Source organism: Rahnella sp. BCC 1045, assembly GCF_019049615.1.
Classification (GTDB): Bacteria; Pseudomonadota; Gammaproteobacteria; order Enterobacterales; family Enterobacteriaceae; genus Rahnella; species Rahnella contaminans.
This window is the reverse complement of the sequence record NZ_JAFMOZ010000134.1, coordinates 70,830-92,068: the sequence shown is the minus strand read 5'-3', so window position 1 is coordinate 92,068 and position 21,239 is coordinate 70,830. Positions and strand designations below refer to the sequence as shown.

General features: G+C 55.9%; 15 protein-coding genes. 8 read left to right on the top strand and 7 right to left on the bottom strand.

Translation table 11 applies throughout. The features are described 5' to 3' along the window. Window positions 1-23 precede the first annotated feature (23 nt). Entirely contained in the window at window positions 24-1,208 is a 1,185-nt protein-coding gene (gene uxuA / locus J1782_RS17255; RefSeq protein ID WP_217153594.1) for a mannonate dehydratase, read from the bottom strand. 196 nt (window positions 1,209-1,404) lie between these two features. Here uxuA and J1782_RS17250 point away from each other — a divergent pair, with 196 nt between their 5' ends. Next, window positions 1,405-2,103, top strand: coding sequence for a FadR/GntR family transcriptional regulator (locus tag J1782_RS17250; RefSeq protein WP_217153593.1), 699 nt, complete (start codon window positions 1,405-1,407; stop codon window positions 2,101-2,103). Window positions 2,104-2,686: 583 nt separating this feature from the next. Here the strand turns inward: J1782_RS17250 and bcsG are convergent. The 3 genes from bcsG to bcsE are packed head-to-tail and all read right to left on the bottom strand — an operon-like array spanning window position 2,687 to window position 6,170. Beyond that, complete coding sequence (gene bcsG / locus J1782_RS17245; protein WP_217153592.1) at window positions 2,687-4,336, bottom strand: cellulose biosynthesis protein BcsG; 1,650 nt, start codon at window positions 4,334-4,336, stop codon at window positions 2,687-2,689. After that, window positions 4,333-4,566: a cellulose biosynthesis protein BcsF gene (gene bcsF / locus J1782_RS17240; RefSeq protein ID WP_165057458.1), complete on the bottom strand. Its 234-nt coding sequence runs from the start codon at window positions 4,564-4,566 to the stop codon at window positions 4,333-4,335. The genes bcsG and bcsF overlap by 4 nt, the downstream gene beginning before the upstream one ends. Window positions 4,567-4,571: 5 nt before the next feature. Further along, complete coding sequence (gene bcsE / locus J1782_RS17235; protein WP_165057460.1) at window positions 4,572-6,170, bottom strand: cellulose biosynthesis protein BcsE; 1,599 nt, start codon at window positions 6,168-6,170, stop codon at window positions 4,572-4,574. A 203-nt stretch (window positions 6,171-6,373) separates the two neighbouring features. Here bcsE and bcsR point away from each other — a divergent pair, with 203 nt between their 5' ends. The 5 genes from bcsR to J1782_RS17210 are packed head-to-tail and all read left to right on the top strand — an operon-like array spanning window position 6,374 to window position 15,561. Beyond that, entirely contained in the window at window positions 6,374-6,574 is a 201-nt protein-coding gene (gene bcsR, locus J1782_RS17230; RefSeq protein ID WP_152326368.1) for a cellulose biosynthesis protein BcsR, read from the top strand. Window position 6,575: 1 nt separating this feature from the next. Beyond that, window positions 6,576-7,295 carry a cellulose biosynthesis protein BcsQ gene (gene bcsQ, locus J1782_RS17225; protein ID WP_152326172.1) on the top strand — a complete coding sequence of 240 codons (720 nt, stop codon included), beginning with the start codon at window positions 6,576-6,578 and terminating at the stop codon, window positions 7,293-7,295. 1 nt (window position 7,296) lies between these two features. After that, window positions 7,297-9,912: a UDP-forming cellulose synthase catalytic subunit gene (gene bcsA, locus J1782_RS17220; protein WP_217153591.1), complete on the top strand. Its 2,616-nt coding sequence runs from the start codon at window positions 7,297-7,299 to the stop codon at window positions 9,910-9,912. Beyond that, window positions 9,909-12,266 (top strand): cellulose biosynthesis cyclic di-GMP-binding regulatory protein BcsB, encoded by a 2,358-nt coding sequence (gene bcsB, locus J1782_RS17215; protein WP_217153590.1) that lies wholly within the window; start codon window positions 9,909-9,911, stop codon window positions 12,264-12,266. The genes bcsA and bcsB overlap by 4 nt, the downstream gene beginning before the upstream one ends. Before the next feature lie 4 nt (window positions 12,267-12,270). Further along, window positions 12,271-15,561 (top strand): cellulose biosynthesis protein BcsC, encoded by a 3,291-nt coding sequence (locus J1782_RS17210; RefSeq protein ID WP_371819793.1) that lies wholly within the window; start codon window positions 12,271-12,273, stop codon window positions 15,559-15,561. 301 nt (window positions 15,562-15,862) lie between these two features. Here the strand turns inward: J1782_RS17210 and hutG are convergent, their stop codons facing one another. From hutG to hutC, 3 genes are all read right to left on the bottom strand, one after another. Beyond that, window positions 15,863-16,699, bottom strand: coding sequence for an N-formylglutamate deformylase (gene hutG, locus J1782_RS17205; protein WP_217153589.1), 837 nt, complete (start codon window positions 16,697-16,699; stop codon window positions 15,863-15,865). Further along, entirely contained in the window at window positions 16,696-17,958 is a 1,263-nt protein-coding gene (gene hutI, locus J1782_RS17200) for an imidazolonepropionase (RefSeq protein ID WP_371819792.1), read from the bottom strand. Before hutI ends, hutG begins: the two co-directional genes overlap by 4 nt. A gap of 180 nt (window positions 17,959-18,138) precedes the next feature. Beyond that, window positions 18,139-18,939 (bottom strand): histidine utilization repressor, encoded by an 801-nt coding sequence (gene hutC, locus J1782_RS17195; RefSeq protein WP_152326179.1) that lies wholly within the window; start codon window positions 18,937-18,939, stop codon window positions 18,139-18,141. A gap of 240 nt (window positions 18,940-19,179) precedes the next feature. On the opposite strand from hutC, the gene J1782_RS17190 reads away from it, so the two are divergent. Next, on the top strand, window positions 19,180-20,553 hold the full coding sequence (locus tag J1782_RS17190; protein WP_217153588.1) for a formimidoylglutamate deiminase: 1,374 nt from the start codon (window positions 19,180-19,182) through the stop codon (window positions 20,551-20,553). Continuing rightward, window positions 20,550-21,131, top strand: a complete 582-nt coding sequence (locus J1782_RS17185) for a HutD family protein (protein WP_217153587.1) — start codon at window positions 20,550-20,552, stop codon at window positions 21,129-21,131. The genes J1782_RS17190 and J1782_RS17185 overlap by 4 nt, the downstream gene beginning before the upstream one ends. Window positions 21,132-21,239 lie beyond the last annotated feature (108 nt).

Genomic DNA, 21,239 nt, shown 5'->3' with positions numbered 1-21,239 from the left:
GGAAGTTAATTTATCCCGCGAGTTTACTCGGCAAAGAAGCTCTGTTTCAATGCCCGCTCCACACCCCGCAGCTCTGCTAATCCGCGTAAGCGGCCAATCGCCGAATATCCCGGATTGGTTTTTTTATGCAAATCATCCAGCATCTGATGGCCGTGATCCGGACGCATCGGGATTGCGCGCAGGTTACCGGCTTTGCGGCGGGTTTGCTCTTCGGTCAGAATCGCTTTGATAACTGCAACCATGTCCACGTCGCCGTCCAGATGATCGGCTTCGTGGAAGCTGCCAGGGACTTCTTCGCGCTGCGTGGCGCGCAGATGGATGAAGTGAACACGGTCGGCGTAGGTCGTCATCATCTTCACTAAATCATTGTCTTCGCGAACGCCGTATGAACCGGTGCAGAAACAGAAACCGTTGTGGATGCTGTCGACGGCTTCTTTCAGCCACTGCATATCTTCAATGGTGGAGATAATGCGCGGCAGGCCGAGGATAGGGCGCGGAGGATCATCCGGGTGAACCGCCAGACTGATCCCGCACTGCTCGGCTACCGGCACGATGCTGCGCAGGAAGTGCGCCATGTTTTCGCGCAGTTTGGCTTTATCGATGCCGTCGTAAGTGGCGAGACGCGCACGGAACTGATCCAGCGTATAGCCTTCTTCCGCGCCCGGTAAACCGGCAATAATGTTAGACACCAGCTGGTCTTTTTCCGCCTGTGTCATCGCAGCAAAGTAATCCGCAGCCTGTCTTTGCTCTTCCGCGCTGTAATCGGATTTAGCGCCTTCACGTTTCAGAAGATGCAATTCGAAAGCGGCGAACGCGATGTGGTCAAAACGCAGGGCGCGGGAACCGTCCGGCAGTAAATAACCCAGATCCGTGCGCGTCCAGTCCAGAACCGGCATGAAGTTGTAGCAGACCGTATCGATGCCGCATTCCGCCAGGTTACGGATAGATTGCTGATAATTGGCGATGTGCTGATCGACGTTTCCGCTGCGGGTTTTGATTTCCTCATGCACCGGAATACTTTCTACCACTGACCACACCAGACCTTTCGCTTCCAGCTGTGCCTGACGTTTTTTGATTTCATCCACCGGCCAGACTTCACCGTTCGGGATATGGTGCAGGGCGGTCACCACGCCGGTCGCGCCAGCCTGACGCACATCATCGAGTGAAACCGGGTCATTCGGGCCGTACCAACGCCAAGTCTGTTCCATGTGTTTTCCTTAAAAGTGTTATCTGACATCTGAATGTAGTTGACGCATGGCCGGTGATAAGTTCAATCTTAATGCGCGGTCTGGTCAGGTGGTCTGCTGGTCAGGCCATCAGACCGACATATGATTCAGCATCGAACCGATCATTAATGTGATCGGGATAACAGATTTGGGATCCAGCACCTGCATGGAGAAAATAATGGATTTGCCGACCCTGAAAGTCGAAAGGCTCTATCGCCAGATTTCTAATGTACTGATTAATTGCATTAATACCGGCCAGTTCGCGCCGGGAGCGATGATCCCATCGGAGCGCGATCTGGCCAAACAGCTGGGCGTCAGCCGTTCTTCCATCCGCGAGGCGCTGATTGCGCTGGAGATCACCGGCTGGGTGGAAATCCGCACAGGCACCGGCGTTTACGTCAGCGACCCGCTCCCGCAGGCGACCCCAGCCGCGCCGGTGATGATGCCGGAAGAAGAGTTCAGCCTGCAATCGCTGGTCAGGGCGCGGCAGATTTACGAATCAATGACCGCCGAACTGGCCGCGCTTAACGGCACGGACGATCAGCGGGCCAAACTGAAAGAAATCGCCGATGAGCTAAATAGCCTGAATGCCAACAACGACGCGTTTCTGGAAGCCGACCGTCGGTTTCATCTGATGATTAGCGAAATGACCGGCAACGAAGTCCTGCACGACATGATGGGATACCTGTGGGACAAACGCCGTTCCCGCCGGTTTATGCGGCTTGAAAGCCATTACACCGAAGTCGATTTCGCCCGTGAAATGAATGCTGACCATCAGGGAATTTTGGACGCCATTCTGGCGAAAGATGGTGCAGGGGCGAAGGCAAGAATGAGCCGGCATTTACAGCATGTGTATGACCAGTTATTTGCGGAATGACAGTGTCAATGCCGGACACAGGCGGCTTTTAAATTCAAAACCAACACCTTGGGCTCGCCGCCCAAACTGGCCCAGAGGACGCGTAAGCGCGCGCCCTCTGGACTCCCGCGCTTCTTCACTGCGCGCTGTCGCTCGCTGGCTATGTTTCAGCAGCCGCAGCGACAGGCTGGAAATCTTGCCGCTACGCGGTGCCTTCATTTCGGGATTGCAGCCTCAGGTCTGCAACCTCTCATTCAGCAAGCTTTCTGAATCGCCTGCACGATCTTAAATCCAAAGACAGACTGTTTTTCATCTTTTATATAAGTTTATTGGCGTGCTCAAAATTCAGCTGAACGGAGCGGCTTCGAGACCATAGGCTCGAAGACCGAGAGAAGGCAGTGCGAAGCACCTGGATTTGCGCCACTCACTATTGCTGCGGAACATGTCCGTCACACCCGCGATAGCGCGCAGTGAAAAAAGCGCGGAGTCCAGAGGCCCGCGCGTTACCGGGTCTTTGGTCGGTGTGGGCCGACGCCCACGGTCTTGACCTTAAAGCCAGTTTGGGAGCTGAGGGTGTGGGCGGGGCGAGCCCACAAACAAATCGTCAGCTCGGGTACGGTACCCAGCTTCCGCCATTTAACCGGATATAAATTTTCCCCTGATATTCCATTACCACCGAGTTTTCATTCTCTGAAACCAGGGGAGTCTGCGGCAGGTTGGAGGCGAAGGTTTTCCAGTCCATCGTCGGGCTGGTGAAGACTTTGCCATCAACAGCGCGGGAAACCATTTCGGAAATCGCCATGTAGCTGCTCGGGTCGTCGATTTTCATCGGTGTTGAAGCGTGCTGCGCCTGCATACCGAAGAATTTCACGCCGACCGGGATGTGCGTAATGCCCGGACTCGGGATGTCGCGCAGGCCGGAAATCTGCATCTTATCGCCGACCAGCGCCGCGCCGTGTTCCGGCACAACGACCAGCATCACTTTACGACCAGATTTCTCCAGCTGATCCATAAAGGTATTGAGCTGGCTAAGCAGGGTCTGTGCACGGTTATGGTAATCCGCCCCCTTATTGCTGCCCACGTAGCGGTTGCCATCGTGCAGGGGGATCAGGTTGAAAAAGGTGGCGGTACGCGCCGTGCCTGCTTTTTCCTGATTTTCCAGCCAGCGGGAGAACAACTGCCCGTCGTTGAAAATCGGTGAGCCGTCGAATGACGTGAGTTCATAACCCAGACCGGCCTGTGACATCAGCGGAGCTTTCATATCAGCATCGTCACGCAGATTGCCGATGTAATTACCAAACACGCCCGTGTGGTCCATCGCCAGCTGATTGGTGAAGCCCAGACGTGCCAGATCGTCAAAAAGATAACATTGCTGACCGGCAGGCTGGTAAAGATTGTGGTGCGATGTCTGGCCGCAGCTGGCGCGCAGCAGGCGAATCGACGCCGGGCCGCTGTAGGCAGTCGCTGAGTTGAAATTGCTGAACACGAAATCGAAACGTGACCACAGCGGAGAGCTGGAGAGATTCACGGCGTCCAGATCCGACCAGGCCAGCGAACAGATGTTGATGACCAGAAGGTCGAAAGGCTGGGCATCCGCAGGCAGCGCATCCGGGAACTTCGTCGCCTTGCGGCTTTCGTTCTGGTAGAACTGCTCGAGATAAGCACTCAGATTGGCATTGGTCGGCGGGCCGTTAACGGTGTTGTCACCGGCAGGCTGCGCCGAAGTGGCAGCGGTCACGGCAGGGGTGTTTTGTGCCACCGCGGCCGCCGGAGAATGCGCGAAAAACGGCGTAATCATCCCGCTCAGATTCACCCACAGCAGTGCGATAACCGTGAACGTGGTCAGGCGCACCCACTGAGAAATAAACAGATAACCTACCAGCAGCGCAAAGCCGACGGCAATCCACTGCCAGTTTATAAAGCGGTCTGCCAGTTCAAGCAGATAGCTCACGCTGAAACCGGCGACGTCCGCGCCCTGGTTCATAATTGAGCGCCAGCCCGGCAGCCAGGTGTCGTGGTACAACAGCGCCAGACCAAACGGCAGGGCCATCCACTGACGCCAGCGATGCAGACGCAGCGAAGGCAACGGGAATAATAATACGGCGGCAAACACCAGATTGCTCAGCGCGTCGAAATTCAGATAACCCTGTGAAAGCAGAACGAATTTAAGTAAGAAATAGTAGTTCCAGGCGCCAAGTCCGCGCCAGGATTGCCAGATCCGCAAACGCGGTGAAGAAGAATTCGGTTCGTTCATAGTGGAGTCTTGGATTTCCCTGTAACCGGAGAAACATCAGTCAGCGCGTCGGAACGTTTGCGGTTCTTACTGATCATGCTGGCTGTCATCGGAGTTAAATAACGGGGTGAAAGAAAACGTGTCGCCAGACGGTTTTTCCAGCCGGGAAGGCGGCTGCGCAAAGCATATCCCAGCGGAATAAATATCACCGCGGCCAGAATAAAAATCTCAATGATGTCCTGGATATCCATTTCGCTTACTCCGGCTGCTGCTGAACAGGCGTGTCGTTTAACACGAGCGTCACCGGCACAGGGGCGTGGATCTGCGCGCGCTTCAGCGGTTCTGCTTTTTGTGGCACATACGTTTCAGGGCCGGTCACGGCTTTTGCCATCGGCGGTTTAGCCGCAAGACGGCGGACTTCGGTCTGAATATCCAGCTCCTGACTCCAGAATGTCTGGCTGGTGAAAACGTCTTTCACCGGCAGATTAAACAGAAAGGCCAGAACGTTCCCGACATCGCTAACCTGACAGTTCGACAGGAACAAATAAAGATGCCGTTCGGTCACGGTAAGAATATCGCCGTCGCGGCGCAGGGAACACAGCGACATCGCCTGCTGCGGGCTGATCCCGGCGGCAGGGCGCAGCGAAATCAGTAAACCGCGTGATTCGGTGGCCAGTGAAGCATGGTTCCAGATATCGTTCATGACGCTGCAAAAAACCGGCAGCGGCAGATAGCCTTTATGGTGCGTCGGCAGCCGGCTGTCGAGCAGGGTTTCAATATCATCCTGCACGTGGCGGGTAAACGTGAGGTTTTGCAGATCGTCGAGCAGCGTCAGGAAATTAGAAAGCCGCGCGGCGTGCGGAACTACCAGGTTTGCGCCACAGGCCTGCAATAAACGCTGGTCAACATAGCGCAGGGAAGAATTCATTTCACGCACCACAATTTTCAAACCCGTACCACGCTGCATACGCAGACGGTGGATCTGGCGTGCCATCACTTCCACGGCGTCATTGCCGCTCAGGGCAAAAATAACTGTCGCCGAGCGGGCGTGCAGGGCTCTTTCTGCCAGCTCTTCATTGCTGTCAAACAGGAACCAACGCTCGGACAGCGCCGGTGCGCCTTCCAGCACCGACCGCTCCGCCAGCAACATCCACTGATCGTCACCGGCCTGTTCGGCCACTGAGGCGGGTACGTTTTTCTGAAGTTCCCAGCCGGTCTGGCGTGGTGTCAGCGGATAGAGCGTGTTGGCTTCCGCCCCTAATCCGTCGTGCCACCAGGAAATGCCCCACTGATTCGGGAGGGTATCGGTTTTTAAATCAGCAAGACCATATATATTGCGATGATATAAATGCAGCTGAGTTTTAACCGCATTAATACCCGCGCCGTAGCAGATAATAAGGATTGTTGCCTCTTTACTATTCGCGCTGGTACGCATTTCACTCACCCAATGGGCAAATTGTTTATCATTAAGCATCTGCCAGGAGGTAACAGGAAGTAATAAGATCATTAATAACGCAGGATGACGAGGCAAACGATTAATATCACCTGGCAATCCAAGAAACGCTTTCTTGCCGTCAGCTAACTGGTAATAAAACGTTTGCCTGGGGTGTTTCTTCAAATGAGAGAGAAGAATGTGGTCGTCGTCTAGTCTATTTTCTTCTTCAGTGCAAATTAAATTGTGCTGTGGGAAAAATACAGTGACAGGTGTTTCGCCCTGCTGAGCCTCAAGAGCCTGTCCGCACAGGTGATACGCGGCTTCCTGCTTGTCAGCGTTGACCCAGTAAAGCCCCCGGGCCTGCATTTGGGCTAATCCATTCCAGTATTGCTTCATGCCCAATGAAAAGGAGAGTGCCATATAGTTAATCTGCTTGTATTCGTTTTAGATAAAAAGTCTGCTTGGGACACACTGATAAATGTGAGTATAATAAATTCTATCATTGCTACATTAAATAATCATAATACTTCACAATTATGTTTGATACTAAAATGCCGCTATGTGAGCGGTAATTTTTCCGTGCCAGACCGCTAGCATTTTCATTGAAGCAGGGAGGAAGAACGGTGGGGCCCAATATTGTAGGCTCGGAAGAATCCGAGCCGTCAAAAGATGATGATTTTTTTGCGCTGAGTCACCTTTTTTCTTTAACTGAATTAAATTACGTGGATGTCGCCCGTAAAGAAAAAATTCCGCAACTAATGTCACGCTGGCCGTTACTGGCTGAGCTGGCGCAATACGATAAACACGGCGCGGAGAAAAACTAATATGTCTGTCATTGCGTTACAGGGATTTCGTGGCGGCACGGGGACGACGTCAGTCACCGCAGCGCTGGCCTGGGGGCTCGCGCAACTCAATGAAAGGGTTCTGGTGATCGACTTTTCACCGGAAAATTTGTTGCGTCTGCATTTCGGAATGCCTTTCACACAGACGCGCGGCTGGCGTTCAGCCTTTAATGCCGGCGAACCCTGGCAAAAATCCGCCATGCGTTATCATTCTCATCTGGACTTTTTACCTTACGGTAATGTCGGTCCTGAAAGTGCCCGCGCACAAAGCGAGGTGTCGCCTGCATTTGACTGGAATAAAGCCATCACGCAGCTCAAAAACAGCGGCGTTTATGACTGGATCCTGATTGATTCTCCCGCCGCCGATCCGCTGCCGGCACAGGCCATCGCCGACAGCACGCTCGTTTTACTCCACGCCGACTCGCAATCTCATATACGACTCCATCAGCGCGCTTTACCGGCGAATGGCCGGTATCTGGTGAATCAGTTCGTGCCGTCCAGCCTGTTGCAGCAAGACATTTTGCTGTTGTGGCAGGAAACCTTGCCGACCATGATCCCGGTTATTTTACACCGCGACGAAGCGATGGCCGAATCTCTGGCGGCCAAACAGCCGGTCGGCGAGTGGAAAGGAAACAGTAAAATCAGCCGCGAAATTAATACGCTGGCGAACTGGTTCCTGCTGAATTTGCGCGGAGTCCGATAAAATGAACCGCCTGCTGAACCTCTTCCTCGTGCCACCGGTGGTGTCTGAATTACAAGACCGCTACCGGCGGTATCGCGCCAGTCGTGCTTCACGGCTGGCCTCGGGAACGATGGTCTTTTGTATCGCTGTATGCTGGCTGTTTCTGCGTTTTGAATCACCTTCCTGGCAAAATGTACAAGCCCGGCGCACCCGCTGGTATCCGCAATTTTCACCGTCAAAACCTCGTCTGGCCGATCCTTTGCGTTATCTGGTTCAGAGCCTGTGGTTGCTGGTAATTATTCCATCAGACGGCCTGCGCGAACGCATCGTTTACACCCGATGGCCGCAACGTATACGCGAGAAAGTCATCCTGTGGCTGGAATCGCTGCCAAAACAGGTGAAACAGAACCCGCTGGAAATTCGCGTCACACGCCGAATTGGTAAAATGAACCGCCTCGGCAAACGCGTACTGATAATCCTGACCAGTCTGATCGCGATTACGCTGGCGATGTTCTGTATTTCGCAGCCTTTCGGCTATATCGCGCAGTTTGTTTTCGTGGTGCTGTTGTGGAGCATTGCGATGATTATCCGGCGGATCCCGGGGCGATTCCCCGCGCTGATGCTGATAGTTCTCTCGCTGACCATTTCCTGCCGCTATTTATGGTGGCGTTACACCTCGACGTTAAACTGGGATGATCCGCTTAGCCTGATTTGTGGCTTGCTGCTGCTGGGTGCGGAAACCTATTCCTGGACGGTGCTGGTGCTTGGTTATATCCAGACCATCTGGCCGCTAAACCGTAAACCGGTGCCGATGCCTGCGGATGTATCGACGTGGCCGACGGTGGATCTGATGATCCCTACTTATAACGAAGACCTGAGCGTGGTGAAACCGACGCTGTATGCCGCGCTCGGGCTGGACTGGCCGCGCGACAAACTCACGATTTATCTGCTCGATGACGGCAACCGCAAGGAGTTCGCCGATTTTGCGCATGAAATCGGGGTTCAGTATATTGCCCGCGAAACGCACGAACACGCGAAAGCGGGGAACATCAACCACGCGCTGAAATATGCCAAAAGCCAGCTGGTGGCGATTTTTGACTGTGACCACGTGCCGACGCGATCTTTCCTGCAACTGACCGTCGGCTGGTTCTTTAAAGATAAAAAACTCAGCATGTTGCAGACGCCGCATCACTTCTTCTCGCCGGATCCTTTCGAACGCAACCTTGGCCGCATGCGCCGCACGCCAAATGAAGGCGAGCTGTTCTACGGGCTGGTGCAGGACGGTAACGACCTGTGGGATGCCAGTTTCTTCTGTGGTTCATGCGCGGTGTTACGCCGTGACGTGCTCGATGAAATCGGCGGCATCGCGGTGGAAACCGTCACTGAAGATGCGCACACCTCGCTGCGGATGCACCGCCACGGCTACAGCTCGGCATATATCCGTATTCCGCAGGCCGCCGGTCTGGCGACAGAAAGCCTGTCAGCGCACGTCAGCCAGCGTATCCGCTGGGCGCGCGGGATGGTGCAGATTTTCCGCCTAGATAACCCGCTGTTTGGCAAAGGGCTGAAACTGGCGCAGCGGCTGTGTTATGCCAACGCCATGATGCACTTTCTGGCCGGTATTCCGCGGCTGATCTTCCTGACTGCGCCGCTGGCGTTCCTGCTGCTGCACGCTTACGTGATTTACGCGCCTGCACTGGCCATCGCGCTGTACGTGCTGCCGCACATGATCCACGCCAGCCTGACCAACTCGCGGGTGCAGGGGAAATACCGCCACTCCTTCTGGAATGAAATCTACGAAACCGTGCTGGCGTGGTATATCGCCAGGCCGACGACCATCGCGCTGTTTAATCCGCACGCCGGGACTTTTAACGTCACGGCAAAAGGCGGCCTGAACAAACATGCGTATGTCGACTGGAAAATCAGCCGCCCGTATCAGGTGCTGATGCTGCTTAATCTGGCCGGTCTGTTGTTTGGGATTTACCGCGTGATGTATGGCCGCACCGACGAAATTCTTACCGTGCTGGTGAGTATGGCGTGGGTGATTTACAACATGATTATTCTGGGCGGGGCGATCGCGGTGGCATTCGAATCCAAACAGGTGCGTCAGGCTCACCGCGTGGAAGCCAAAATGCCTGCGTCATTAATGCGCCCGGACGGGCATATTTATGTCTGTACCGTGCAGGACTACTCCGATAATGGTGTCGGGCTGGAAACCGAGAGTGCCAGCCAGTTCCAGTCGGGTGACAACGTCACGTTACTGCTTCATCGTGGTCAGCAGGAGTATACATTCCCGATGCAAATCAGCCGGGTATTTGGCAAAAGCATCGGCATGCAGCTTCAGCCTTTAACCACACAACAGCATATCGATTTCATTCAATGTACCTTTGCCCGCGCTGACAGCTGGGTATTACGTGAAGACAATTTCCCGGAAGACAAACCTATGGAAAGCCTGCGCGAAGTGATGGGGCTGGGTATTCGCGGTTATCTGCGGATGCTGGACATTGCCCCGAAAAAATATCGCCCTCTGGCCTCCGGCACCCAGGCGTTTGGCTGCTGGTTGCTGTCCTTTGCCCCACGCAATCCGCCGCTGTCTGCTCAGCCTGATGAATCCAACCTGATGATGACTAAACAATGAAAAGACTTCCTTTGACGACTTTAATGGCATCCGCATTGATGACATTGGCTTTGGGTTCAGCGGCTCCGGCGTTCAGCGAGCAGGCACCGCCGCGCGCGGGCAATGCTCCGGCACCTGACGTCGCACAAAATACGCCTGCGCCGCAGGTGCTATTGCCGGTGGTTGCGCCGGCGGTCAATCCGATGATTATTCCGGGTGCGCCGGTACGCAACGTGACGCTGCCGTTTGCGGATGTCGCTCCGACGCCGGGCGCGATTACCCTGCGCGGTATTCAGCCCAACGGGCAAATCGAATTTGGTGTGCGCAGTGACGAAGTCGTGACGCAGTCCACCCTGAATCTTGAATTCACGCCGTCGCCGTCATTAATTCCGGTGCAGTCGCACCTCAAGGTATATCTCAACGACCAGCTGATGGGCGTTGAAGTGATTGATAAAGACCAGCTCGGCAAGAAAAATCACTTACAGATGGTCATTGATCCGCGCTACATCACCGACTTCAACCGCATCCGGCTGGAGTTTATCGGCCATTATCAGAACGTCTGTGAAAATCCGGCCAACACGACGCTGTGGCTGGAAATCGGCAAGGGCAGTTCGCTCAGTCTGCAATACCAGAAACTGCCGCTCAGCAACGATCTGGCGCATTTCCCGGTGCCGTTCTTTGATGCGCGCGACAGCCGTCCGCTGGATTTACCGATGGTATTTGCCGCGTCTCCGGACGCCAGCCAGCAACAGGCGGCTGCCATTCTGGCGTCGTGGTTTGGTGCTAAAGCGCAGTGGCGCGGGCAGTCTTTCCCGACGCTGTACAACCAGCTGCCGGACAACCACGCCGTAGTGTTTGCCACCAACGACAAACGTCCTGATTTCCTGAAAGACATGCCGCCGGTGAAAGGGCCGGTCGTGCAGATGGTCAGCCGCGCGGACAATCCTTACGTCAAAATGCTGCTGATTCTGGGGCGCGATGACAACGATCTGCTGACTGCCGTAAAAGGCATTTCGCAGGGCAATATCCTGTTCCGTGGCGAAACCGTAAGCGTGGATAACGTTGATCATATCCAGCCTCGCCAGCCTTACGACGCGCCAAACTGGGTGCGGACAGACCGTCCGATGAACTTCGGCGAACTTAAACAGTACGCGGAACAGTTGCAGTCGGACGGCCTCCAGCCGAACCCGATCACCATGAACATCAATCTGCCGCCAGACCTGTTCCTGATTAACAGCACCGGTATCGATATGCGCCTGAAATATCGCTACACCTCGCCGCAGCTGAAAAATACCTCCCGTCTGAGCATCAGCCTGAATAACCAGTTTGTGCAGGATTTAACCCTGAAAGCCGGTCATGACGAAGAATCGCAGCTTCTGCATTTGTCCCTGTTACAGGGGCTGCTGGACGGCAGCAAAGATCTGAACATTCCGGCGCTTAAACTCGGCGCGGTAAACCAGATGCGCTTTGACTTCGATTACACCTCGCTGCTGGCGAGCGGAATGGAAGGGCGCTGCGAAACCTACACCACCGTGCCAAACCACGTCGTGATCGACGACAGTTCCACCATCGACTTCTCCGGTTACCGTCACTTTATGGCGATGCCGGATCTGCGCGCATTTGCCAACGCCGGTTTCCCGTTCAGCCGCATGGCCGATTTGTCACAGACGCTGGTACTGGTTCAGCCACAGCCGCAGCCGGTTCAGCTCACCACATTACTGGATGCGATGGGTAATATCGGCGCACTGACCGGTTATCCGTCACTCGGCGTTAGCCTCACGGAAGACGCGGCAAAAGCGAAAACCACCGATGCAGATTTACTGGTTATCGGCAACCTGCCAGCGGGCATGCGCGACGACACCCTGCGTGATGACAAAAAAGCCAACCTGCTGCTGGATGCGGCGCGCGATGCGGTCAATACACCAATCCGTCAGGCTGCGTTACCGGACAACACCGCACCGGCCAGCGATGCGCGCGTCGATACCAGTACGCAGATCAGTGCGCAGGGGCCGATTGCGGCCATCGTCGGTTTGCAGTCCCCTTACTTTGACCAGCGCAGCGTTGTGGCGCTGATGGCCAACGGTCAGAAAGGCTTTGAGATGCTGAACACCTCAATGCAGGATGCGAAACAACGGGCGCAGGTCTTTGGTTCTGTGACCGTGGTGCGCGATTCCGGCGTGAGCAGCCTGAAAGTCGGCGATACCTACTATGTCGGCCATCTGCCGTGGTGGGAACGCGTGTGGAATGCGCTGGCAAACCATCCGGCCTTGCTGGCACTGATGGCGGTTATTGTGGTGATTCTTGCTGCAATCTTACTGTGGACCGGCCTGCGTTCTCTGGCGCGTCGTCGTCTGTCTGATGATGACCAGGAATAGGCTTGTGAACACGCGTCGTAGAATACCGTTTATCTTCAACCGGCTGGCCCTGACGCTCGGGCTTGCTCTGCTCGCCGCGCCGTCAATTTCGGCGCCGGTGGTTTCCCCCGAGCAGTGGTTGCTGGAACAGGTCCGCGTCGGGGAGGCCAGCCATCAGGACGATCTGGTGCGTCAGTCGCTGTTTCGTCTGGAATTAATGGATCCAAAAAATCCAAAAGTGTTGTCCGCACGTCTTCGCCTTTCCCTGCGGGAAGGCGACCAGGTTAAAGCGCAGCAACAGCTGGAAAGAATTAAAGAGGTGGCGCCGGGTTCTGACGAATACCGTCAGGCGCAGCTGAGCCTGAAGATCGCCTCGCCGGAGATGCAGCAAAAACTCCAGCAGACGCGTTTGCTGGCCACGGCAGGGCGTCTGGATGAAGCGAAAGCGCAGTACGATCAGCTCTTTGATGGCCAGCCGCCAACCTTAGATCTGGCCGTGGAATACTGGCAACTGGTTGCCCGCCTTCCTGGGCAAAAAGCGCGTGCACAGGCGCAGTTACTGGCGCTAAATAACCAGTATCCAGGCGATGTGCAGTTGCGTTTACAGCTGGCGCAGATGGCCTTTGAACAAGGCGATAACGCCAAAGCCGTGGTTCTGGTGAAACAGATTGCCGCCACCAATGAAGGGCGTTCACCCGCCGCTGATTTGTGGCTGGCGAAAATCAAAGATCAGCCGGTAAGCAATGCCAGCGTTGACGCGCTGCAACAGTTTATTGCCACGTTTGATACCGGCCCGCAGGTGATTGCGGCACAGCAGGAACTTCAGCGTCAGCAGGGTTTGCTGGCCGATCCTCATTATCAGGCGCGCGTTCGCGGGCTGGCGCAGGTCAGCAACGGCGGTTCAACCGGCGCGATCGCTCCGCTTAAGCAGGCGTTGCAGGCCAAACCGAATGATGCCGAAGTGCTGGGCGCAATGGGGCTGGCGTATTCCCGCGCCGGTAACCGCCAGCAGGCGCTGAATCTTTTCGAGCGGGCCAAAGCCGCCGAAACTGACGGTTATAATTCCGGTAAATGGACCAGTCTGATCCAGACCAACAGTTACTGGCTGAAAATCAGTCAGGGCGACAACGCGCTTAAAGCCAACCGGCTTGATCAGGCCGAAGCGGCGTACAAACAGGCGCAGCGCATCGACTCACGCGATCCGTGGGCGCTGATTGGCCTCGGTGATGTCGCCGTGGCGCGCAAAAATGACCCGCAGGCCGCGCAGGCTTATTTGCATGCGCTGCGGCTGGAACGTGATAACAGCAGCGCCCAGCGCGGGCTGGTGAATATTTATCAGCGTCAGTCACCGCAAAAAGCGCTCGATTACCTCAATTCGTTACCGGCTGCATCTCAGGCCAAACTGATTGATAAACAACGTGGATTACAAAGTGACATTGTCACCTCACAGGCCGAAAAGTACGTTGCTCACCGCCAGTGGAATCAGGCGGCGAACCGTTATGCCGAAGCCCTGAAACTCAATCCGGATGACGTCTGGACGACCTACCACTACGCCAATGCGCTGCGTGAAGCCGGAGAACCGGCACAGGCAGACGCCGCTTTCGCACATCTTGCGGCAAAACGCCCGGCGGATGCGGAACAGGTTTACGCATATTCACTTTATCTTTCCGGTTCTGACCGCGACGACGCGGCGCTTCGCCATCTGCATACGCTGCCGGAAACGAAGTGGAACGACAACATGCGCGAAATGGCGCAGCGCATTCAGCTCGATAAAACCCTCACCGGCATTGATACCGCGTTAGCGGCGGGTAACAAATCGCAGGCGAAACAACGGCTGCAAGCCGCCGATCTGAAAGGCATGAGCCTGAATCAGCAGCGGCGTGTCGCGATGGCGTGGCTGGACGTGGGCGAAACCTCACGCGCCGCCGCACTGTTACAACCGCTGAAAACCGCAGCACGAACTCAACCTGCCGGGCAGGATAAAGCGCTGATTTACCGCAATGCGGCAAACGTAGAGCAACAGCTCGGTCAGCCGCAACTGGCGCGTCAGGATTACGAACAGGCGATGATTGCCAGCGGGATCACCGACAAACAGCCACAGGACAACGACAGTTACACCCGTCTGACCCGCAACAACGCCAGCGATGACTGGTTGAAACGTGGTATCCGCTCGGACGCGCATGACCTCTACCGCCAGCAGGATGTGAACTTCACGGTGGACACCGATTCCTGGACCTCCAGCGGGACGCCGGGGAAATCCGACCTCACCGCTAATACCACCATGTTCCAGGCGGATATGCCGGTTTATCAGGGGCGTGGATTCCTGCGTGCCGACTGGGTGCGTATGGACGCGGGAACGTTCGACAACGAAAACGGCAACTACGAAGCCAGTTTCGGGAGCTGTAGTGATCAGAATTGCCGGAGCTACCGCAGCCAGACGGCCAACGGCGTCAGCCTTGGTGCGGGCTGGGAAAACGACAAATGGAAAGGGGATCTGGGCACTACGCCCCTGGGCTTCCCGGTCGTTGACTGGGTCGGCGGGCTGGCCTACAGCGGAGACTGGGGTGATATCGGCTGGACGACCACCGTTTCACGCCGTCCGGTTTCAAGCTCACTGCTTTCCTTTGCCGGTGCAAAAGATCCGGGAACCGGCACCACCTGGGGCGGCGTACGCGCGACCGGTGCCAGCCTGGGCCTGAGCTACGATCAGGGGCTGGCAAACGGCGTCTGGGCAGATGTCAGCGCACATCAGCTGACGGGTGAAAACGTCGAAGAGAACACCCGCGAACGCCTGATGGGGGGCTATTACTACAAAGTTATCAACGAAGATAACCGCCGCGCGACCGTCGGCCTCAGCTCCATGCTGTGGCATTACCAGAAAGATCTCAGCGGCTACACGCTGGGGCAAGGTGGTTACTACAGTCCGCAGCAGTATTTCTCTTTATCGGTACCGGTGAATTATCGCCAGCGCACCGAAAACTGGTCATGGCAGCTGGGCGGTTCGGTTTCGTGGTCACGTTCATCCACCAGCGATGAAAAGCGGTATCCGATCCAGAATCTCGTACCTGATTCTCTGCCGGACAAAGGCGCTGTCGAAACCGGCAGCAGCGGTTCCGGGTTTGGTTACACGGTTCAGGCGCTGGTCGAACGCCGTGTCAGTTCCCACTGGACGGTGGGTGCCGGGATCGACATCCAGCAGGCTAAAGATTACACGCCGAGTCACTATCTGCTCTACGCGAGATATTCATTAAGCGGATGGCAGGGGGATTTGGATATGCCGCCGGAGCCGTTGGTGCCGTACGCGGACTTTAAGTAATGCCGGAGCGGGCATCGGGCGCTAATCGCCCGAGCTGGCCTGAGGTCAAGTTCAAAACCTTGGCTTGCCGCCCAAACGGGCCTCAAGGAGCGCCTGTCGCCGCGCCCCTTGAGAATTCCGGGCTCTTAAACTGCGAGCGGAGCGCGTGTTGATAAAGCGTGGGGAAATCCAAAAGGGGAAAAGCACTTTCCCCTTTTGGTCGGTTTCGGCACCCGGCGCTGAGTGATAACTGCCATTGAGAAACCGAAACTTACACCTGATACAATCCAATCAAACCAAGCGTCAGCGATAAAAAGCGTGATTAAACAGCGCCCTGTTTATACCTCTCCGATCCCCACGACACCATCCCCGCCAGCAATGGCTTCAACAAAGCCTGGAGCTCAGAGGCTTTGTCCTCTGAATAGCTGAACGGCTCAATTTCCTCCATATAATTCACCTGTGCCAGTTCCAGCTGAACGGCATGCACATTGTTTTCCGGCTGGCCGTAAGCCCGCGTAATGTACCCGCCTTTAAAGCGGCCGTTCAGAACATGGGTGAAACGCGTCTGCTGCTGGCAGGTTTTTTCGAGGATTTCACTCAGCGCGGGTGCACAACTTTCACCGCTGTTGGTGCCGAGATTCAGATCTGGCAACTGGCCGTCGAAAAGACGCGGGATCACGGAGGCAATGGAATGGGCGTCAAACAGCAGCGCATAGCCGAATTCCTGTTTCATCCGCGCCAGTTCTGACTGAATTTTCTGGTGATACGGCTGCCAGATTTCATCAAGATATTGCTGACGCTGAGCGCCAGTCGGCGTCATACCCGGTTTAAAGGTGGCGCGCCCGTCAAACAATGTGTCCGGATACAAACCGGTGGTAGCCGTGGTGTAGAGCGGTTTATCGTCGGACGGGCGGTTCAGGTCAATCACGAAACGCGAATACTGGCCGACCAGAATGCTGGCACCCAGCGCGCGGGCAAAGTCATACAGTTTCGGAATATGCCAGTCGGTATCCGAAAGCGGAAGGGCCGCATCACTCAGCCCGCTGGCGACTTCCGGCGTCAGGTGTGTGCCTGCGTGGGGAATGCTGATCAGTATTGGTGCTGTGCCGGGAATGAAATGGTAAGGATCGGTGATGCGGTTAGCTGCTGAAAGGCTCATGAACGAAATTCTCCCCGGATTTCTCCGCGATAAACGATAGTGCAGGGCAACTGCCCGCCCAGCCAGTAAACCAGTTCTGCCGGTCGCGACAGCGGCCAGTGGATGAAATCAGCGACTTTGCCCGTTTCCAGCGTGCCGTGCGTTTCCTGTAATCCCAGTGCCCTCGCGCCGTGACAGGTGATCCCGGCCAGCGCCTCTTCCGGTGTGAGACGAAACAGCGTGCAACCCATATTGAGCATCAGACGCAGCGAAAGCGCCGGAGAGGTTCCCGGATTAGCGTCGCTTGCCAGCGCCATCGGCACGTTATGCTGGCGGAAATGCGCTACCGGCGGGCACTGCGTTTCGCGCAGCAAATAATAGGCACCCGGCAGTAACACGGCGACCGTTCCGCTGGCGGCCATGGCTTTGGCGTCGTCTTCCGTTGCGTATTCAAGATGATCGGCGGAGAGTGCGTGATGCCGGGCTGCCAGCGCGCTGCCGTGCAGCGAAGAAAGTTGCTCCGCGTGCAGTTTGACCGGTAAACCCAGTGCCGCAGCAGCCTTAAATACCCGTTCAACCTGATCCGGCGAGAACGCCAGATGCTCACAGAACGCATCCACCGCATCGGCCAGGTTTTCGCTGGCGACCACCGGCAGTAACGTGTCGCAAATCAGGTCTATATAGTCATCGGCGCGGCCCTTAAATTCAGGCGGCAGGGCGTGCGCGGCAAGGCAGGTGGATTTCACCTCAACCGGCAATATCACGCCCAGCCTGCGGATCACGCGCAGCATTTTCAGCTCGCTTTCCACGCTCAGGCCATAGCCGGATTTAATCTCAACGCAGGTAACGCCTTCAGCCAGCAGCGGTTTGAGGCGAAATAACGCCTGCGCCAGCAGTTCATCTTCTGTGGCGTCACGCGTGGCGTTGACGGTCGAGATAATTCCGCCGCCTGCTGCCGCGATTTCTGCATAACTTACACCGTTCAAACGCTGTTCAAATTCAGCGCTGCGATCGCCCCCGAACACCAGATGCGTATGGCAGTCGACAAAACCCGGCGTGATGATGCCGCCGTCAAACTCGTGCTGTTTTGCATCAGAAAAGGCCGGGCAATCCGCGGCACTGCCTGTCCAGACAATCTTGCCGCCGGTGACGGCAATCGCGCCGTTTTCGATCAGGTTGTAATGCCCGTCTTTCATGGTAACGAGCGTGGCACCGCGCCATACGCTGTCACAGTGAGTGGGCGGTTCGGAAGACAAACGGTGGGAAGGTGCTACCGGCATGACAGGCTCCAGGCTGAATTCATCTTGTATAGACAACTAAAGTCAACCTAACGCATAACCGCAGAACCGGCAAGGCGGCCAGCGATAGTTTTTTCTTATTACGAGACGTCTTCCAAAATTTAAACGAAAGTATAGCGGCCCGGAACGGCCGCGATTAGGGTATGGCAGCATGAAAGGGCATCAGCCGTGGCTGGTGAAACGTCCGAACAGCTGGTAGCGGGAGCCCGGATAAATCAGGCGCGCAGAAGTCACCACGCGGCTGCCGCTCCAGGTACGGCGATGAATTAAGAGGCACGGCTCATGCTCGCTGAGTTGCAAAAGTTCGCGCTGTTCATCGCTGGCACCGATGGCTTCAACGCGGTGTTCACCGGCAGTCAGCGGTGCGATTTCCATCAGATAGGTGTAAGGCGTTTGCTTATTGAGCACCTGCTGAAGGTAATCCGGCGCGGTTTCCGGGTTTACAAAACGGTCTTCAATCTGCACAGGCACATTGTTTTCATAGTGCACAATCTGCGAATAAAACAGCATGGCGCCCGGTGCAATACCCAACTGAAGCGCCTGTTCTGCGTCGGCCAGACGGGCTTCGCACACCAGAATTTTGCTGTCGTGGCGGTGCCCGCGCTGGGCAATTTCATCGGCGATGTTATGCACTTCGAGCATTGGCGTGTAGGCCTTGGCTTCGGCAACGAACGTCCCGACGCCCTGCATGCGAATCAGAAAACCTTCGCTGGTCAGTTCGCGCAGCGCACGGTTGATGGTCATGCGGCTGACGCCCAGTTCATTGACCAGTTCACTTTCAGAAGGCACGCGCTGATGCGGTTTCCAGACACCGGCACGGATCTGCCCGATGATCGCCTGTTTCACGCGCTGATAAATCGGCGCGGGCGTGTCGCTCATGGCCGCAGCCAGTTCGGACAATGTCTGCTGAGACACTCCCTGTTGCGCTGCACTTTGCGAAGAAAGTGGTGTGGGCTCCGACATGTCTCTGACCTCTCAAAAAATACACAGGTATCTGGAAAGTTTCCCGGAATGTCCGCCAGTTTCCCTTAAGGAAAAGAAACGGAAAGGCGTGACGGAAAACTAAATTTATAAAAAAAGGATTGTTGCAAGTTTACAGCGCAATCAGGCATATGTATATGTATAGACAAGTCGCTTAAAAGTTTTGCAATTGTTTCTATAAAATTGCGTTTATGTTTCTCATTGCTGATCAGGAACGCTGTTATGCCTGCTTATTTTGCTTCACGCGCCTTACTTGCCCACGGCTGGTCGCACAATGTGCGTCTGGACGTTGATGCCGCCGGAACACTGAGCGCCGTGACGCCCGGTGGTGATCCGCAAGGCTGTATCCGCCTTTCCGGCCCGGTCGTGCCGGGTATGCCAAACCTGCACTCTCACGCTTTTCAGCGGGTAATGGCGGGGCTGGCAGAAGTTGCCGGTGATCCGCAGGACAGCTTCTGGACCTGGCGTGACCTGATGTATCGCATGGTACAGCGCCTGACGCCAGAACAGGTTGGCGTTATCGCCCGTCAGTTGTACATCGAAATGCTTAAAGGTGGCTATACACAAGTCGCCGAATTCCACTATCTCCACAACGATATCAACGGAAATCCTTATGCCAGCCGCGGTGAAATGGCCGCGCATCTGAGCCATGCGGCCGCACAAACCGGTATCGGTCTGACCATGCTTCCAGTGCTTTATACCTACGCCGGCTTCGGCGCTCAGCCCGCGCAGACCGGGCAAAAACGGTTTATTCAGGAGGCCGATGGTTATCTGCAACAGCAGGACATAATCCGCAGCCAGATGAAAAACCAGCCACTGCAAAATCAGGGGTTGTGCTTCCATTCGCTGCGCGCCGTTTCGCTCGAACAAATGCAGCAGGTGCTGTCGGCGGGCGATAAACAGTCGCCGGTGCATATCCATATCGCCGAGCAGCAAAAAGAAGTGAACGATTGTCTGGGCTGGAGCGGACAGCGTCCGATCGCCTGGTTGTATGACAATCTCGACATCGATGCCCGCTGGTGCCTGATCCACGCCACTCACGCCGACCGCTTTGAACTGGCGAACATGGCGAACAGCGGGGCAGTTGCCGGACTCTGCCCGACGACAGAAGCCAATCTTGGTGACGGAATTTTCCACGGGGTGGATTACCTCGCGCAATCTGGCCGCTGGGGAATTGGCTCCGACAGCCACGTTTCCCTCAACGTGGTGGAAGAACTTCGCTGGTTTGAATACGGGCAGCGCCTGCGTGACCAGCGCCGGAACCGTCTGACCACAACCTCGCAAAATTCCGTTGGCGATGTGCTGTATACCCGGGCCTTACTGGGGGGCGCACAGGCGTGCGGTGCGGCAATCGGGCAGTTATCCGCAGGCTATCGCGCCGACTGGCTGGTGCTTGACGGGCAGGATCCTTATCTTTCATCTGCCAGAGACAGCGAGTTGCTTAACCGCTGGCTGTTTGCCGGAAATATCGGGCAAATCCGTGATGTGTTCGTTGGCGGCGTCGCGCGCATTATCGGCGGGCAGCATGAACAGCAACAGGAAGCGGCGGAAGATTTCCTGCACCTGCTTAATCAGCTGGCAGAGGAGGTCGCATGACGAGCTGGCAGCATTTCTCCTTCGAGAACTTACCGGTCAGCCCGTGGCGAAACGGCGGCGGAGAAACCCGTGAAATCCTCAGCTGGCCACCGGGTGAAGCCGATTTCGACTGGCGCGCCAGTATTGCCACTATTGCGCAGGACGGCCCGTTTTCCGCATTTCCCGGCGTTGACCGCTCTATCACGTTGCTGAGCGGCGGGGGCGTTCACCTGCTTTGCGAACCGGAAATTAATCATCATCTCAGTGAAGCGGGTACGCCTTTCGCATTCAGCGGGGACATCGCGCTGAATGCGAGCTTACCGGGCGGAACAACGACAGATTTCAATATCATGACCCGCCGCAACCGGTGTTCTGCGCAGGTGATTTCCACCGCTAAAAGTCCCAGTGTTTCTCTTAACGATGGTGGCGTGCTGTATGCCATCCGCGGAACATGGCAATGGCCGGATGGTCGCCAGTTTGGTGGCGGAGAAGGTTTTTTCCACGCCGCTCTTGCTGATGCGCACCACGGTGGTGAAAGCGTGGAAATCACGGCGCTTTCAGACAACGGCCTTCTGCTCTGGGCAAAAATCACGCGTTAACCGTGCGCTAAAAAAGAGCGTGCGACGCACCGAATTGATTCATCCGCTGCCGGGCCACCGGGCAGTGTGATACAGAAAACGACGTAAAATGGCCTCTGCCGGAACTGG